This window comes from Kitasatospora sp. NPDC058444 (assembly GCF_042721415.1).
Taxonomy (GTDB): Bacteria; Actinomycetota; Actinomycetes; order Streptomycetales; family Streptomycetaceae; genus Kitasatospora.
The window spans coordinates 171524-188128 of record NZ_JBHXLL010000006.1 but is presented as its reverse complement, the minus strand read 5'-3'; the positions used below and the strand labels follow the sequence as shown (position 1 = coordinate 188128).

The 16605-nt window shown below is 68.1% G+C and carries 6 protein-coding genes; 4 read left to right on the top strand and 2 right to left on the bottom strand.

All coding sequences use genetic code 11. The features are described 5' to 3' along the window. The first annotated feature begins 413 nt into the window (after positions 1 to 413). Positions 414 to 1319 carry a hypothetical protein gene (locus ACFWP2_RS09980; protein ID WP_380449822.1) on the top strand — a complete coding sequence of 302 codons (906 nt, stop codon included), beginning with the start codon at positions 414 to 416 and terminating at the stop codon, positions 1317 to 1319. Positions 1320 to 1360: 41 nt separating this feature from the next. Continuing rightward, positions 1361 to 1540 carry a hypothetical protein gene (locus tag ACFWP2_RS09975; RefSeq protein ID WP_380449820.1) on the top strand — a complete coding sequence of 60 codons (180 nt, stop codon included), beginning with the start codon at positions 1361 to 1363 and terminating at the stop codon, positions 1538 to 1540. 568 nt (positions 1541 to 2108) lie between these two features. Here ACFWP2_RS09975 and ACFWP2_RS09970 read toward each other — a convergent pair. Both ACFWP2_RS09970 and ACFWP2_RS09965 read right to left on the bottom strand, forming a co-directional pair. After that, positions 2109 to 3125 (bottom strand): helicase-related protein, encoded by a 1017-nt coding sequence (locus tag ACFWP2_RS09970; protein ID WP_380449818.1) that lies wholly within the window; start codon positions 3123 to 3125, stop codon positions 2109 to 2111. A gap of 493 nt (positions 3126 to 3618) precedes the next feature. Next, on the bottom strand, positions 3619 to 7935 hold the full coding sequence (locus tag ACFWP2_RS09965) for a ricin-type beta-trefoil lectin domain protein (protein WP_380449817.1): 4317 nt from the start codon (positions 7933 to 7935) through the stop codon (positions 3619 to 3621). A 1268-nt stretch (positions 7936 to 9203) separates the two neighbouring features. Between ACFWP2_RS09965 and ACFWP2_RS09960 the strand changes: the two genes are divergently transcribed. Continuing rightward, a complete protein-coding gene (locus ACFWP2_RS09960) occupies positions 9204 to 15356 on the top strand; it encodes a ricin-type beta-trefoil lectin domain protein (protein ID WP_380449815.1) in 6153 nt (2050 codons plus the stop codon). A gap of 75 nt (positions 15357 to 15431) precedes the next feature. Beyond that, complete coding sequence (locus tag ACFWP2_RS09955; RefSeq protein ID WP_380449813.1) at positions 15432 to 16250, top strand: DUF4253 domain-containing protein; 819 nt, start codon at positions 15432 to 15434, stop codon at positions 16248 to 16250. Positions 16251 to 16605: the final 355 nt, after the last annotated feature.

The following is a 16605-nucleotide window of genomic DNA, read 5'->3' as shown; positions in this document are numbered from 1 at the left end:
CGTGCGTCCAGCCGTCCCGGCTCCCCCTACAGCCCCTGGACGGCGGAGATGCCGGCCACCCCCGGGGGCAGCCGTTCCTCAGGGCGAACACAGCGCCCTACCCGCACCAACTGGGCAACTACCAGAGCGAATGGGACGAGCTGGGCACCGTCGTCAAGTTCATCAGGGCGCGGCGCGGCAAGGAGAAGGGCTCCTTAATCGGCTGGTCCGCGGCCGCGTTCGTCATGGACCCGTACGCGCTGCGGAATCCGGGGGACGTGGCGAGAATGTTCCTTCTCGCGCCCGTCTTTCCCCCGAACGGCCGATGTCGACGTATCCCGAGGCACCCTTCGCAACGCAATCAGCTTCCGATACTGGTCTGGAGGCTCTGCGGCAGCGGCTTGGTAAGGCCCGACCACGTGCGTGGTGGTGTCGTGCCGAGCCGCATTCTCACAGCGCTTGTGGCGGTGCTGACCCGGCAGAAGACCCGCCGCATTACAGACTGGGCAGACCCGGTCGTCCGGGCGGTTGGACTGCGGTTGGCCGGCCCGGCCGGGATCAAACGATGCGGGACCGACCTCCTCCGAACCGGTTCCGTATTTGGCTCGGAATACCAGTACAGCGGCCACGCGCCGCTGCTGGGGGTCGGTCAGCGCCTTGACCGAGGCTTCCTGACTGCTCTGCGCCTCTGCCAGTCTTCCGGACGCGTCGCGGCAAGCGGCCTGCAGGCTCCGGCCGCAGTCGCCAAGGAGGATTCCTCGCCGATGGCAGGCCACACCCTCGGGGGGTTGCGGCTCACGCCGCGGATCCTGCGCCGTGCGCATGCCGTGGACCAGGTGGCCGGCAAGGGGATTACCGGCCGTCTGCTGTGGCTGGTCCGCGAAGCTCACGGCTACCTGCGACACGAGGAGACGGCAGCCGCCGTTCGCGCCGAGGTCCGAGGAGCACTGACGGCCACGGGTGCCCGCATGGTCATCGCTCACTCACTGGGGAGCGTGGTGTTCTACGACATGCTGAACCGCGGTGAGGTGCCACCGGGGCGTGACCGCGGACCGGGCGTGACCACATTCGTGACCTGTGGGTCCCCGCTGAGCTGGCTGTGTATCCGACGGGGAGTCCACACCCCGGGCGCTCCGCTCTCCGTGCCGGCAGGAGTGCACTGGACCAATCTCCACTCTCCGAACGATGTCATGAACAAGGGAGCGGGCCTTTCCCACCTCGCTGTGGGAATCACCGATGTCGTGGCGCACAACGGCGGCGTCGCCAAAGCCCATGACGTTCACCGCTACCTGGCCAAGGAGGCCATCGTGGAGCGCATCGCCATGGCCCGGACCCTCTGACAGACACACACGGAGATCGGCGCCCAGAACGGCTCCGTCCTGTGCCCTGGGCGCCGATCTCCTCCTTCGGCTACCAGCCGATCGGAGAAGGGACTTTCACCACCATGGTCGAGAAGTACGCCAAGGCCGGCCTGCGCCGCGCTGGCAAGGACAACCTCGGCCGGGCCCAACAGGCACTCGACGCCCTGGTCGTCCCACCACCGACCGGTGCCACCGAATAGCCGGAGCGAGCGAGACTCATGCCCGACCACGCGGTCGTCGTGCCCCTGAGTACTCCCGCCCCAGTATCCAAAGCGACGCGCTCCTCACCTTCCAGACTCCGGGGCGAAGCGGCGGCCAGGTTCATCGACCAGCTGATCCCGCGGCTGAGGGCCCGGAACACGAGGTGCGGCAGCGAGCGGTCTGGACCATCCAAGCGATCGGCTCCGTGGCCGTCCCCAGCCTGCGGCAGACACGCCGTCGACAGGGTCCGCCGTGGGAGCTCTCGCAGCCATCCACGGGCCCACCGCCCTCGCCCCTTGGACCGGGACGCCTGGGACCGCGTGACCACAGTGCGCGGCGAGGAACTGATCACGGCCCTCGACACCGCAAGCTGCCACCACGAGGCCAACCTGTCGTCACCTTCGGCGAGCAGCCGAGCATCCTCAGCCAACCCGCTGCGGTCTGCTCTGCCCACAGCATGCCCGACCGGGACCACCCGTGTTCCGCACCGCGATCGAGGAGCGGACCCGACGGTTCGGGCACTTCCTCATCTGATCGTCGGCGCTGGGTCCGTCGGGAGCGCCGACATCAGCTGACCGGTTGAGGCTGGGGATGGGCCTTGTGCCAGGCGTCCCAGATGTCGATGCGGAGTCGGCCTCGCGGTGGCACGTCCATGCCCTGGCCTTTGGCCCACCGCCGCACCTCGGCCACCGGCGGCGTTGCCGCAGATCGCGAGGGCTCCGGCCGACGGCGTGCGGAGGCAACGGAGTGGCCGGGTGACCGGGGCAGATTCTCGGGGGTGGTGGCAATGAAGCCTCGGGGTTCGAGAATGCGGCGCCGCTTGTGGTGCATGCGTTCCAGCCAGGGCACATCCGAGTCGAGGTAGTCGTGCGCCTCGACGTGAGGCTTCTTCGTCTCGGTGTTGCGCATGATCCGGCCGACCTGCTGGATCACGCGTCCCTTGAAGGAGATCGGGCTGGTGAGGAATAGGGTGTCGAGCCTGGGAGCGTCGAAGCCCTCGCCGGCGAGCTTGTCGATGGCCAGCAGCACCAGCGGGGTGATCGTCTCGTCGGTCAGGCTGGCTCGGACACGGGCTCGCTCGGCCAAGGGCATGCCGCCGTGCAGGAGCAGCGGTTCGATGCCATGCATGGCAAGGGACGTGGCGAGCTGGTGGAGGTGTTCGACGCGGTTACTCAAGGCGAGGCAGCATCGTCCCCGCCGAGAGGCGTCGGCGATGTCCGCGGCGATCTGGGTGTTGCGGTCGGAATTCGCGGCGAGTTCGGTGTAGATCGTCTGGAAGGAGGCGCCGTCGTTGCCCGGCTCGTCGGTGGTGAATGAGGTGGGGTGGACGACGAGGTGCCTGGCGAAGGCGCTGGTGTCGGAGATCTCGTGCCGGATGGGACCGCACTGCATGGTGATCAGCGGATCCATCTGATCGGCCCGGTACGGGGTGGCCGACAGGCCGATCCACCACTGGGCGCGAGCCTTGCGGATCGCGGCCTCGGCGCCTTGTACGCCCTCGGCATGGCACTCGTCGACGACTACGAGGCCGTAGCCGTCGAGCAGTCCGTCGGGGGCGTCGCGGTGGCTGAGCGTCTGCAGCATGATCAGGTCGACCAGGTGGCCGCGGCGGTCCGTGCCCGCACCCAGGGAACCTACGCGGCCTTCACCGAGGTCGAGGAACGTGGCCAGGCGGTCCTGCCATTGGGACGGTAGTCGATGTCGGCCAGGCCCCTCGGCCCATCCGAGCCGAGTCGGAGCGGGCGGCCTCCTCGGTCGCAGCTGACGAGGCCGAGTTTCGCAGCAGGGGCGCGGCCCCATGGCATGACTCGGAGGCAGTCCATGACGCCCGCGCGAGGGGCGCGGCTCTGGCCGAGCGACGACGTGCCGGCGGACGGGCCACTGTCCGTGGACAGCCGCCTGCGCGAACGTGCTCTGGACCGAGCCGAGCGAGCCTCGTTCTCGTGCAGGTTTGTATGAACCACGACAATGGGGCCGGTGAAGGTCCCTTGCCACGCCTTGAGGGCCTGGCCCTTCCCGTCGTACATGGAACTGGGCCCCCAGCTCGTGTGCTAGGGGCCCAGTCATGCCTGGTCTATCAGGGATTGACGGGCTGGGGTGGGGTTCTGAGAGCGGGGAAGCTCCAGGTCTGTGCGGGTGTGCCGTTGCAGGTGAAGGCCGCAAGTCGGCTGCCGGGGGTGGTGTCGTTGTTGGGCAGGTCGAGGCAGTGGTTGGAGCCGGGGTTGTAGAGGCTTCCGTCTGCCCGGGGGAGCCAGACCTGGTTCGAGGCGCCGGGGGTGCAGTTCCGGAGGCCGACGGCGGCACCGTTGGCAGTGCTGCCACCGGTGATGTCGACGCACATTCCGCGCAGGCTGATGGTGCCGTTGGCGGAGTCGACGGTGAGGTTCTGGGCGGCGGTGTTGTTGCAGGTGGTGATCTCGAGTCCCTGGCTGGTGTCGTTGTAGGGGACGTCAAGGCAGTTGTAGCTGGCGGCGTGGCGGATGGCCATGCTCGCGGTCGGCGGGTTGACGGGGGTGTTGTAGACGGCGAAGTTGCTGACGCGGCCGTTGAAGCCGCTGCTCGGCTGGCCCTGGTACTGGTAGCGGCCGAGGACCAGACTGCCGCTGGGGGCGGGGCTGGTGCTCGCGTTGTGGTAGGCGCTGCCGGCGAGCGTGCCGTTGACGTAGAGGCTCATCTGGCCGGTGGTGGCGTTGTAGCTGGCAGTGAGCTGGGTCCAGACGTCGCTCTTCACCAGGGCGGCGCTGTTGGCGACGGAGGTGTGGTCGTACGGCCAGTTGTTGTCGTCAGCGTAGGCAAGAGCGAAGCGCCAGGCACCCCCGGTGCCTTCGCTCCAGAGAATGAAGCTGCTGGCACGGGTGGTGTTCTGACTGGCGACGATCTGGCCGGTGCCGGTGGACTTGGCCCAGGTGCTGAGTGTGAAACTCTGACGGGTGTCGACTGCCGGCTTGTCGGTGGTGACGGAACTGTTGCCGTTGAAGACGGCCACCTTGGTGGCACGGCCGTCGACGGTGTCGTCGGCGAAGGTGAGGTTGCTCGGTGTCGCGTTGTAGCTGACAGGGTTGGCGGTGGCGTCGCCCTGGAGCTTCCACTGGGCTTGCGGGGCCTGGGTGTTGCCGCGGTAGTGGTCGTTGCCGAAGCCGGAGACCGCCTTGCCGGTGAGCGAGCCGGGCCAGGTGTGGAGATTGCCGGAGCTGTCCAGGGCCCACAGGTCCGGGACGCCGTCGCCGGTGACGTCGCCGTCGGTGCCGACCGTCGGGAAGGCACTGGTCGTGACGTCGGTGCCGATGCGGTGTGCGCTCCCCGGGGAGACCGCCGTGACGGTGGTGTATTCGCCGAGGCCGTCGGCGCGGGTCTCGATGGTGAGGGCGTACTGGAGGATGTCGCCGGCGGTCCGGTTGCCCGTGGTGGTGCGGGCGCGTGCCCACAGGGCCGGCGTGACCGGGGTGGCGCCGGCGGGGTCGACGGCGAGGGTGTTGCCCGGGACCATCAGGTCAAGGGTGTCCCAGCCGCCAGTGGCGACGAGGTTCGGCGCGCGCAGGGTGTGGTTGGGCTTGACCGGGTAGTACCAGAGGTTGCCGGCCTCCACGGCGAGGAAGCCGGTGGCGTCCTTGACCTCACGGTTGGGGGTGCGGGTGTCCTTGGCCGAGCCGATCGGGGTGATCTGGCTGGTGTAGCTCCACTGCTCGTCCTGGTGGTAGCCGGGGCAGCTGGTGTCGTCCCCTGAGCAGTTCGGGCGATCGAGGGTTGCTGTCGTGCCCAGATCGAAGTGGCCCGGGTCGCGCTCCGAGTTGGCGTAGTAGTAGAGCTGGTCGCCGCCGTCGCGGTGGACGAACAGGTCGTCGGTGTTCTTGCCCGGGTCACGGGAGCCGCGGTGAGTGACCTTGAAGTCCTTCCACGTCCGGCCGGAGCTGGCTTCAGGTGCCTGGTTGGCGGGGGCGGCGGTGCCGGTCGGGGGAACAGTGGTGTTGCCCGGTTCGGTGGCCCGGCCATGGGTGATCAGGTTGCCGGCGCTGTCCGGAACGAGGATGTCGGGATTGGCATCGCCGGTGGTGTCGCCGAAGGCGACCGGGCCGTCCGCCCAGGGGACGTAGAAGGAGTACGACATCGTCTGTGAGGCGTTGCCCGCGTCGTCGAAGACCTGGGCGTACAGGATGTTGGTGCCCCAGTGGGTCGGCTTGGTCCTGATCTCGGTGACGTTCAGGGCACTGCCGGCCCCGGCGCAGTCCTGTGTGTAGTCGGCGAGCTGCGGGTCGTAGCCGTAGCGGACGCAGACCACACCCGACGCCAGCAGGCCAGAGGGGTTGGGGTCGTACGCCGAGAAGGGGATCAGCCCTTCGTCACCAAGCCGCAGCTTGGTGGTCTGGCCGTTGCCGGACGGCGGGAACTGAGTGTTCGGGTCGGTGAACGTGCCGAACGCCGCGACCGGCGGGGTGATGTCGACGGCGAAGTGGCACGCCGGGGTCGAGGGCCCACGGAGCAGTCCGTCGTCGCCCTGAGCGGCCCAGCCGTAGATGTGGCCGTCCTTGAGCGTAAAGCGGGGGACGTTGTAGGAGGCGCGGCTGCCGTTGGGCACGAAGCTCGACCAGCCGTTGCTGACGCTCGGGGAGCCGGAGGAGGAGTCGTCCCATATGTTGACGTACTCGGTGAGCTGGGACTGGTTGTGGCTGCTGACCACCGACGTCAGGTTGACGGTGGTGTCGGTGATCCAGCGCAGCGAGGAGACGGGTGTGGCGGCGCAGCTGTCGCCCTCGCCGCGAGTGACGCTGCGCGCCGCAGGTGAGGTGCGCGGGTCGCCCGGCTGCAGCGGGACATGGTCGTACTCAGTGGACAGGACGGCGTCGTAGCCGAAGCGCTTGAAGCCCATCTTGTCGCCGATACCCTCGATACCGACCAGGGCGAATGCCAGGGGCCGGCCGGTGTCCGCGAGCGCGTTGCGCATCGGGGCGGTGATGTTGAAGTCGACGGGGATGTCGCCGTAGCAGGCCGAGCTGTTCCCGTTTCCCGGAACGTTCTTGCCGTCGACCCACTCGTACGTCTTGTGGCTGCTCCAGGAGATGGAGCTGTCGAACGGATCGGCCCGGTAGACGTTCACCGGATAGGCGTTGCTGCAGGAGAAGTCGGCCGAGACGTACTGCGACACCCGCAGGTTCGCGTAGTTGATGGCAGTGTTGGGCAGGTAGCCGCTGAGGTTGAACTCGTACAGCGCCCGCTCGACACCCTTGGTGGTCTCCCAGCCCTGGTAGCCGACACCGGGTCGGTCGCGGTCCGCCGAGCCGGTGCGGTCAAAGTTGCCGACCCCCGGGTAGGCGGACTGAACCCAGGCGTGGTGGCTCTTGCCCCGGGCATCATTCGACCAGGACGGGTCGACGTAGATCGGGTAGCTGGTGTCGGCACCATCCAGCAGCTCCGGGCTGGGCGACAGCTTGATCGCCCCGACGCCCTTCCCGTCCGTGGCCGCGGTCACCGGAATGTCCGCCACGGTGGCCTTCGGACCGGGACCCTCCGCGCTGCTCGGGGCATCTGGGTCCTGGCGGGTTGCGCCGGCGCCCTCCTCCGGCGGAGGCGAAGAGAAAGCCGCCTCCCGCACCGCGAACGACGCCTTCACGGCCCCGCCCTCGGCAGTCGGTGCAACGGATCCGCCCGCCGTGGGGGCCGCAGCCGACCACATCTGCGACTTCGGAGCCGTGAAGACCTCGTGACCGCCGCTTACAGCCTTCAGACTGCCGTCCGCATTGGCCGACAGCTCCACGCCCTTGGCCGTGGCGGGGAAGTTCAGCGAACGCACGGCCGGGTTCGCCGCGGCGGCCGGAGTGTGCAGCACCAGTACCGTGCTGTATCCACCGAACCGATCAGCCGTTACCTTCAGATCGGTATCAGGCGCCACCGATGTGAACAGCGCACTGTTGCCGCTCACCACCGGCACCGGCAGCGCACTGCCGAACGGCGACCCGACTGACAGCTCCTTGCCGTCCCCGGTCCTCATCGTCGCCAGCGGACCGTTGCCGCCGCCGGAGATCACCAGGCCCTCACTCGCCGCCGCAGGTGCGTACGTCCCGTCAGCGCGGCGCAGCAGTGTGTCGTCCAATGAGGCCCACGAGCCGTCGGCCCGCTTCACCCGCTGCGCGTCCATGTGCTGCTCTTGGCGGAGCCGGCCGCTGGGCATGGCGGTGGTGGTGCTGAACTCATCGGTCAGCGCGGGGATCGGCACGTCCTTGCCGGTGCGCTTCGCCTCCGCGATCGCCAGCTCGGCCGGGCGCGGGTCCAGGAGCTCACCTGCGTGCCTGGCGTCCCCGGCCTCGACCATCGCCCGGAGGTCGTCGGCGCCGTCCGCGACCGCGACCGGGGCGAGTGAGAGCAGGCCGGCGGAGACCACCAGGACCGTCGCTGCCGACATGGCTCGGAGTCGGGCAGGTCGGTCCTTTCTTGATGCAGGATATGTTTTTTGACGGTCCATCAAAAATGTTGACGTGGTGCGCACACGATTTCCCTGAATATCAGCCACTTGCGCGAACTGCGCAGAGGTCGGATGAACACTTTCAGTGACAGTCGGAGCAGTCAAGATCTTTTTTTGATAACCGAATCACCAAAACCGGGTGAATCCCCACAAAGCCCCACCGTGATTCGCATCGCCTGAGTTATTTCGACCGCACCCATACAGATTGATGATCACTTGCGAATAGAATTCTCCAGCCCATGGCTCACCAAGAGTCGGGCAATGGATCGTCAACTCTAGGAAATTCCTTGATAGTTAGTAGAAGAACCCGACCTCCGGCCGGCAGGCGTCGGCGAGTGGCCGGCGCCATCGGGCTGGCTGTGACAGCCTCGCTTCTGGTGCCGGTGGCCGCTCAGGCCGCCACCTCGGCACCGGACTTCTCCCGGGTGTGGGAGCCGCCGGCTACCCCTCTACCGGGTACCCCGTCGGTGAAGACCTCCCTGGTGGCCAAGCCGAGCGAGGTCGCACCGCACTACCCCGTCCCCGGGCGAGCGGGTGCCCCCGGTCCGAAGGCACCGGCCGCGTATGGGGGCTCCGTCACCGCCGACCTCACCGGGGCACCTACCCGGATCGGAACGCTTCCGGTCTGGGTCAGCGGTGTCGGGCAAGCGGCAGGCGCTGCGTCGTCGGTCACCGTGGCACCGTCGGACGGCCGCAACGCTGGCACGGACGGACTGCTTCTCTCCCTGACAGCCACCGCCCCGGGCAAATCCGCCGAGACCGGCGGCACCCCGGCCCCGACCCAACCCCCGGCAAGCTCCGGCGAGGGCAAGGTCCCGGTCAGGGTCGCCGTCGACCCGGTTGAGCTGAGTACCCGGACGGGCATCGAGTTCGCCTCCCGCGGGCGTCTGGTGACGCTGCCGTCCTGCGCCCTGACCTCCCCCGAGGTTCCGTCGTGTCAGGTCCGCACTCCGGTGACCACTGGTCACGATGTCGCCACCGGGCGCCTCGTCACAGAGATCGAACTTCCTGCCGCCCGAGAACCGGAGGAGGCGACCGCAGCCGCGTTCTCTGCCAAGGCATCGTTCGCGGCGGCACCTGCCTCTGCGGCCGCCGTCGGCGGAGTGCTGCTGGCGGCGGAGACCGGTGCCGCGGGCGGGGGTGGTACCTACAAGGCCACCGCTCTCTCCAGTTCTTCCGGCTGGTCCGCCGGTGGGTCCTCCGGCTCCATGAGTTACAGCTATGGCGTTCAGGTTCCGCCCGCACTCGGCGACGACGCGCCCACCGTCTCGCTCGGCTACGATTCCTCGTCGGTGGACGGCAGGACGTCGGCGACCAACGCCCAGGCGTCCTGGATCGGCGATGGCTGGGACTTCAACCCCGGCTTCATCGAGCGCGGCTACCTGCCGTGCGACAAGGACGGCATCACCAACTCCGGCGACCTGTGCTGGGACGGTTTCAACGCCACCCTGGTACTCGGCGGACACTCCGGGCAACTGGTACGAGCCTCGAACAACGCGGCGGCCTCGGACGATACGACCGGGGTCTGGCACCTTCGGGATGACGACGGCACGAAGGTCGAGTTCGGCAGCGGCGCCGCCAACGGCACCGACAACGGCATCTACGCCAAGGTCACCGACGTCTCCGGAACCGTGTACTACTTCGGGCTCAACCACCTGCCCGGTGGCGACAGGAGCGACCCGGCGACCAACTCCGTCTCCACCGTGCCCGTCTACGCTCCGAACAGCGGGGACCGGTGCTACGACGCGGCCAAGGGCAAGGCGTCCTGGTGCCAGATGTGGCAGCGCCTCTCACTCGACTACGTGGTCGATGACCACGGCAACCTGACCACCTACACCTGGGCGCCGGAGGTCAACCACTACTCCCGCGGCGGCGGGCAGAACAACGGCAACGGCGCTCTCACCGCCTACACCCGAGCCGCCACCCTGTCCCGGATCGACTACGGTCAGCGGCTGAGCGAGCAGGTCGCGGCGAAGGGCTCTCTGCAGCCTGCAGCCCGGGTGAACTTCACTGTCGCCGAGCGCTGCCTGGCAGCCGGCTCGGCCTGCGACCCAGCCAACCGCACCGTCGCGAACAAGGACAACTGGCCCGACGTCCCCGTCGACCAGGAGTGCAAGGACACCGGTACCTGCACCAACTACAGCCCGACCTACTTCACCACCAAACGGCTGGCCTCGATCGCGACCCAGGTGCGCGTCAACAACTCGTGGCAGGACGTCGACAGCTACGAGCTGAAACACTCCTTCCCCGACCCCAGCGACGCCACCAGCCAGAAGGTACTCTGGTTGGACTCCGTCCAACGCACCGGTAAGACGGCCAGCCCCGACGCCAGCACCCCGCCGGTCACCTTCACCCCGGTGATGCTGCCCAACCGGGTCGACGGCACTGATCTCGTCCCGGCACCGCCGCTGATGAACCGCCCGCGCATCCAGCAGATTCGCAACGAGACCGGCGGCGTCCTCAACGTCGACTACAACCTGCCCGAGTGCTCCCGCATCAAGGGCGTGATGCCGACCGCCGAGGACGACAACACCCGGTCCTGCTACCCCGTCCGCTGGTCCCCGCCCGGCTCGATCGTCGGAGCCGACCCGGTCCTGGACTGGTTCCACCATCACACCGTCGCCTCGCTCACCGAGAACGACCTCGCCACCAACGCTCCAGCGAAGACCACCAGCTACGCCTACGGCCCGGCCGGCTGGCACCGCGATGACAGCCAGCTCACCGACGCCAAGTCCCGCACCTGGGGGGAGTTCCGTGGCTTCGCCACCGTCACCACGACGGTGGGCAGTGGCAACGACGGGCCCAAGAGCCAGGTCCGGGTGACCTACCGCCAGGGTATGGACGGCGACATCCGCAAGGACAACACGAAACGGGCCGTCCCCCAACTGACCGACGCCCTCGGCCGCAAGTCCACCGACGTGGACTGGCTCACCGGCCAGGTCCTGCAGACCGAGACCTTCGCCCAGGCGGACGGCCCCGTCATCTCCGTGATCGTCAACAGTTCCAGCGGCGAGGTGGCCACCGCCACCCAGGCCCGCGGCAACGGTCTTCCCGACCTAGTCGCCCGCTTCACCGCCACCAGCAAGACCACTACGACCCGCGCCGCAAAGGCGGACGGCAGCCCGCAGACGCGCACCAAGACGACGACCAGCGACCCGGCACACAACAACCGGACCGTCACCGTACTCGACCAGGCCGACGGGCTGCCCGACCTGTGCACCCGCACCGGGTACGCCATCGGCCCGGACGTGCAGTACAGCGACCACATCTCGGAGGCCCTGACCGTCTCCGGCCCGGGTGCCTGCACCGCCGCACCCACGGCGGCCAACACGGTCTCCTGGAACCGGGTGCTCTACGACGGGCTGCCCCACGGGCAGGCCCTCGCGACGGCCGACGCGACCGGCGCACAGGCCCTCGACCGCTTCGACGGCAGCATCCCCGTGTTCGTCATGGCCTCGACCAGCGTCTACGACGCATACGGCCGCACGGTCTCGGTGAACAACCCGAACACCACCGACGCCGATCACCCGAACGGCGCCACCACCACAACCGTCTTCACAGCGGGGGCCAACGGCGAACTCCCGACCACCGTGACGGTCTCGGCGCCCGCCCCAGGCTCCCCGACCAGCGTCTGGACCACGGTCACCAAGGTCGACAGCCGCCGATCCCTTCCGCTCGCCGTCACGGACCCCAACGGCAAGACCGCCACCGAGACCTACGACGCACTCGGCCGGCTGACTGCCGTCTGGCTGCCCGGCCGCACTCCGGCCACCAAGCCCAACCCCAACCAGAAGTTCTCCTACAACGTCTCCAGCACCACTGGGGTACCGTCCACCACCACCAGCTCCACGCTGACAGCGGACGGGGCGTCCCCGGTCTACACGTCCCAGGTCGCCCTTCTCGACGGCTTCTCCCGCCCCCGGCAGACCCAGTCCTCCCCGGGCAACCCGGCCTACACCGGTCGGCTGATCACCGACACCCTGTACGACTCCCAAGGACGTATCCGGGCCGCCAACGCCGCCTGGTACAACAAGGACTCCGCCCCGGTCACCACCTTGGTGGCGGCTCCGGACAGCACCATCCCCGCCCAGACCCGGATCACCTTCGACGGCCTGGGCCGACCGGCCGCCTCGGAGCTCTGGTCCCTCGGGGCACTCCAGAGCCGGACCACCACCGCCTACCCTGGCGTCGACCGGACCGATGTGGTCCCGCCGCAAGGTTCCTGGCCCACCAGCGCGGTCACCGACGCCCGCGGATACACCACCGAGCGGTGGCAGTACCGCACCACCACCGCGACCGGCAAGGCCGCGGACGCGGACGTGACCCGGTACACCATCGACGCGGCAGGCCAGCGCACCTCCCTGACCGATGCCGCGGGGAACACCTGGCGCTTCGGCTACGACCTGCGGGGCCGTCAGACCTCTACTAGCGACCCGGACTCCGGTTCCGTCACCCACACCTACGACGCGGAGTCGCGGCGCACCTCCACCACCAACGGGAAGGGCGAGGTCCTCAGCTACACCTACGACATCGCCGGCCGAAAGACCGGCCTGTACGAGGGCCCGGTGACGCCGGCCACCCAACTGGCCAGTTGGACGTACGACACCGTGATGAAGGGCAAGCCCACCGGTTCCACCCGCTACGTGGGCGGCAGCGGCGGCCAGAAGTACACCTCCGCCATCACCGGCTACGACAACGGCTACCGGCCCACCGGCACCACCGTCAGCATGCCGGGCACCGAGGCCGGTCTCAGCTCGGGTACGTACACCTACACCACCAGTCACCAGTACGACCCGATCACCGGCAATCCCAAGCTGACCACGTTGCCAGCCCTCGGCGGCCTGCCGTACGAGGAGCTCGCGTACTCGAACAACAGCTACGGCCAGATGTTCTCCTACGCCGGCGCGACGACCTACGACGTACAGACCGCGTACGACGCCTTCGGCCGCCCGGTGCGCTCCACCGTCAACCCGTGGGCCACCCAGGTGGTGACCACCACCGACTTCGACCAGGCCACCGGCCGGGTCCGCTCCCGATTCCTCGACAAGCAGACCTCCGTCACGGGCGCGGTGCAACAGACCAACTACACCTACGACCCCAGCGGTTCGATCACCTCGATCACCGACATTCCCGACAACAATCCCGCCGCGACCGACCGGCAGTGCTTCACCTACGACTACCTCGGCCGCCTGACCACCGCCTGGACCGACACCGGCGGCATTACCACCCCGGACCCGCTCCAGCACAAGACCCTCGACCAGGGCGCCTGCGCCAACACGACCCCGACCAGCGGTGCCGTGGCACCGGCCAAGACCACTGTGGGCGGTGGCAACCCCTACTGGCAGGAGTACACCTATGACCTGACCGGCAACCGCACCTCCCTCATCCAACACGACCCGACCGGTGACACGGCGAAGGACGTCACCACCACCCAGCAGTTCCCGGCACCCGGAACCGTCAACACGCCGACCACCGCAGCCAACACCGGCGGCGGCATCGGCGGCGCGCACGCTCTGCTCGGATCCACTGTCAAGGCCGGCACCACCACGACTGCCAATGGCGCCACCCAGTACGACGCAACCGGCAACACCACCGCCATCCGCACCGGCGTGTCCGGCACCGGCACCTCCGCTCTGACCTGGAACAGCGAGGGCAAGCTGGCGAGCCACACCGCCCCGGGCCGGATCACCGGTAACGGCGGCATGTGCATCGCCACGGCCGGGGGAGGCACCGCCAACGGGACCGCCCTGCAGATCAACGCCTGCACCGACGACGGAAGCCAGCTCTACACCGTCGCCAACAACCGGCTCGTCGTTCTCGGCAAGTGCGTCCAGGCCATGGGCACCACGGCCGGCTCGGCCGTCCAGGTCCAGAACTGCGACAACTCCGCCGCGCAGACCTGGACTCCCCGCGCCGACGGAACCATCCAGAACCCCGAGTCCAAGCTGTGCCTCGCCATCCCCGGTGACGTCACCACCAACAGCACCGCCCTGGCCCTCGGCGACTGCGCGAGCACCGTCCCAGCCGGGCAGAAGTGGACAACCCCGAGCACCACCACCACATACCTCTACGACGCCGACGGCAACCAGCTCATCCGCCGCAACCCCAGCAGCACCACCATCAACCTCGGCAGTGACGAACTCACCGTCAACACCGGCACCGTAAGCAAGCCCCAGAGCGGCATCCGCTACTACCCCATCCCCGGCGGCCTCACCATGGTCCGCCAAGGAGCCGGTACCGCGGCCGGCAGCTTCCTCGTCCAGGCCGCCGACCACCACGGCACCAACACAGTCAGCATCGACCTGACGACGCTCGCCACAACCCGCCGCCCCGTCGACCCGTTCGGCAACCCCCGCGGTAACCAGCCCGCGCCCGCTGGCTGGCTCGGAGACAAGGGCTTCATCGGCGGCGAAGCCGACACCACTACCGGCTTCACCCACCTCGGGGCCCGCGAGTACGCCGCTGCCACCGGCCGCTTCCTCAGCGTCGACCCGCTGCTGGTGAGCGACGACCCGCAGGCCCTCAACGGCTACGCATACGCTCACAACAACCCGATCGACCGCTCCGATCCCAGCGGCGAATACGACCCGGACGAACGCAACTACTGCAACGCCCGCGGCGAGGACTGCACCAACGGCAAGTACGTGGGTGAGGGACAAGGCCTCGACGCGCCCGTCGCGAAAGCCTTCACCCGCCAGTACGCGGAGGTCGACGCCCAGCACCGCGCGAAGCACACCGACCCCAAGAAGGCGCAGATGCTACGCGACAAGCGCTACGACGAGATCGTGGGCGCGGGGAAGTTCGAGTGGGGCAAGATGCTCAGTCAGGTTCGCAAAATCGACTCTCACAGCTGCCAGAGGGAGCCCGGAGGCAAAGCCGGCTGCCGGTTCGCTTCCTACATGAACCAGAAGGGACTGGCCGACCAGGTGAAGGAGGTCCTGAGCAGGATCGACGAGTCGGACAGCGGCAAGAACGAATCCGACGCGGGCGCATTCGGCGACGACGACTTCGAAGTGGCCTTCCAGGTCGCGTTGGACGGCCACCACGTCGTGGCGCGGGGCGAGAACACACCTGCCCCCGGTGCCCAGGATGGAAATCGCTTTGACGCCTGGGTCGACGGAGTCAGGTCCGAGTTCAAGCTGGTCAGGGGCAGTGCAAACCGAATCAACGGCCACCTCTCAAAGGCAAACACACAAGGAGTCGATTCCGTCTACATCATGTTGTTGAATTCCAATATCACCGAGCGAGAGGCGAAGAACAAGGTCAACGGATGGCTCAAGACACCTGGAAGGGAGACCATCAATCTCTCTCAGGTCCACCTCATCGGCGACGGCTATCGGACGACGATTAACCTCAAGTGACCACGTAGTTCCTCACGGCGGTCCGGGACGGCCTCCCCGTTCCGGACCGCCGTCCGATTCTGCTGGAAGGAACCCATGAACCACCGCCCTGCCCTGTCCGAGCAGGCCATGACCGGACACCTCCAGGCCGAGGTGCACAGCGCCACGGTCGGCGACTCGGTCACCGTCCTGGAGATCCGCGTCCCCAAGGCACAGGCCTACGAGACCTGGCTGCGCTACCACCGTGAACACGCTCAAACCGGGTGGTACCCCTTCGTCTCACCGTTGTGGAGCAGCGACTTCGTGGCCCGGGAGGCGATCGGCGGCCCCTGGTCCGGCGGCGGCCCGGAAGGCCTCGCCCGCGCCCTCGCCCAAGACCCGGAAGAGGTGGTCCAGGAACTGGTCTCGGCCGCCCGGGAATGGACCCTCGCCGACTGGGAGGGCCCGCCCCTGGCCCTCCCGTCCGACATGTTCGAGGACACCCTCGCCGCAGACCTCACCGAACACCCCGAAGTCGACCCGCGGACCCACCCCGGCCGGTTCCACTCCGGCTCCGGCAACGTCTCGATCTGCTTCGTCCAAGCCCGCCACGGCTACGAGGTGCCAGCACTCCTGCCCAAGGCCTTCGAAACACCGAACTGGAACTTCTCCCCCTTCGGGGACGACCACCGCCAACTCCTACCCGCCTGGCACGTCGCGGTGCTGCGCAGCTGGTACGAGCGGTTCGGTGCCGAGCTCTACTACGCGGGCAGCTCCTGCCTCGAACTGCTGGTCACCCACCCGCCGAGCGACCGGCTCACTGCTGCCCGGGTCGCCATTGAGCAGTACGCCTACGCCTTCGACGACATCCAGGACCTGGAACGGGCCGGCGACGAGCAGGTCCGCTCCCACGTCTGGTCCTTCTGGTGGGACTGACCATCGCGTCAAGGACTCCCCTACTATCTGAGGCGCAATCACCTCCGTCGGTCCTGAGTTCGTTGAGCACGTCCGGGTCATGCACTATGAAGTCCCAGCTCCTTTCGTGTAAAGAACTCGCTTCCCTGGCCATGGAAGTCGTCTTCGATGTTCTCGGGACGCGCGCTTAGGCGAGACTAGGGCGAGGGTAACGGTGGATTCCATGGACGCCAGGCCTGTAAGGCAGCGCAGCAAGAACGGCCTAAGGCCTACAGCTGGCCAGCCCCATTTCTTCCACCCCCGCTCCTAAAGCCGCAAAGGCCCTGCCGGATATTTTCCGGTGGGGCCTCTGCGGGTTTTGGAAGGGGGGTGGCTT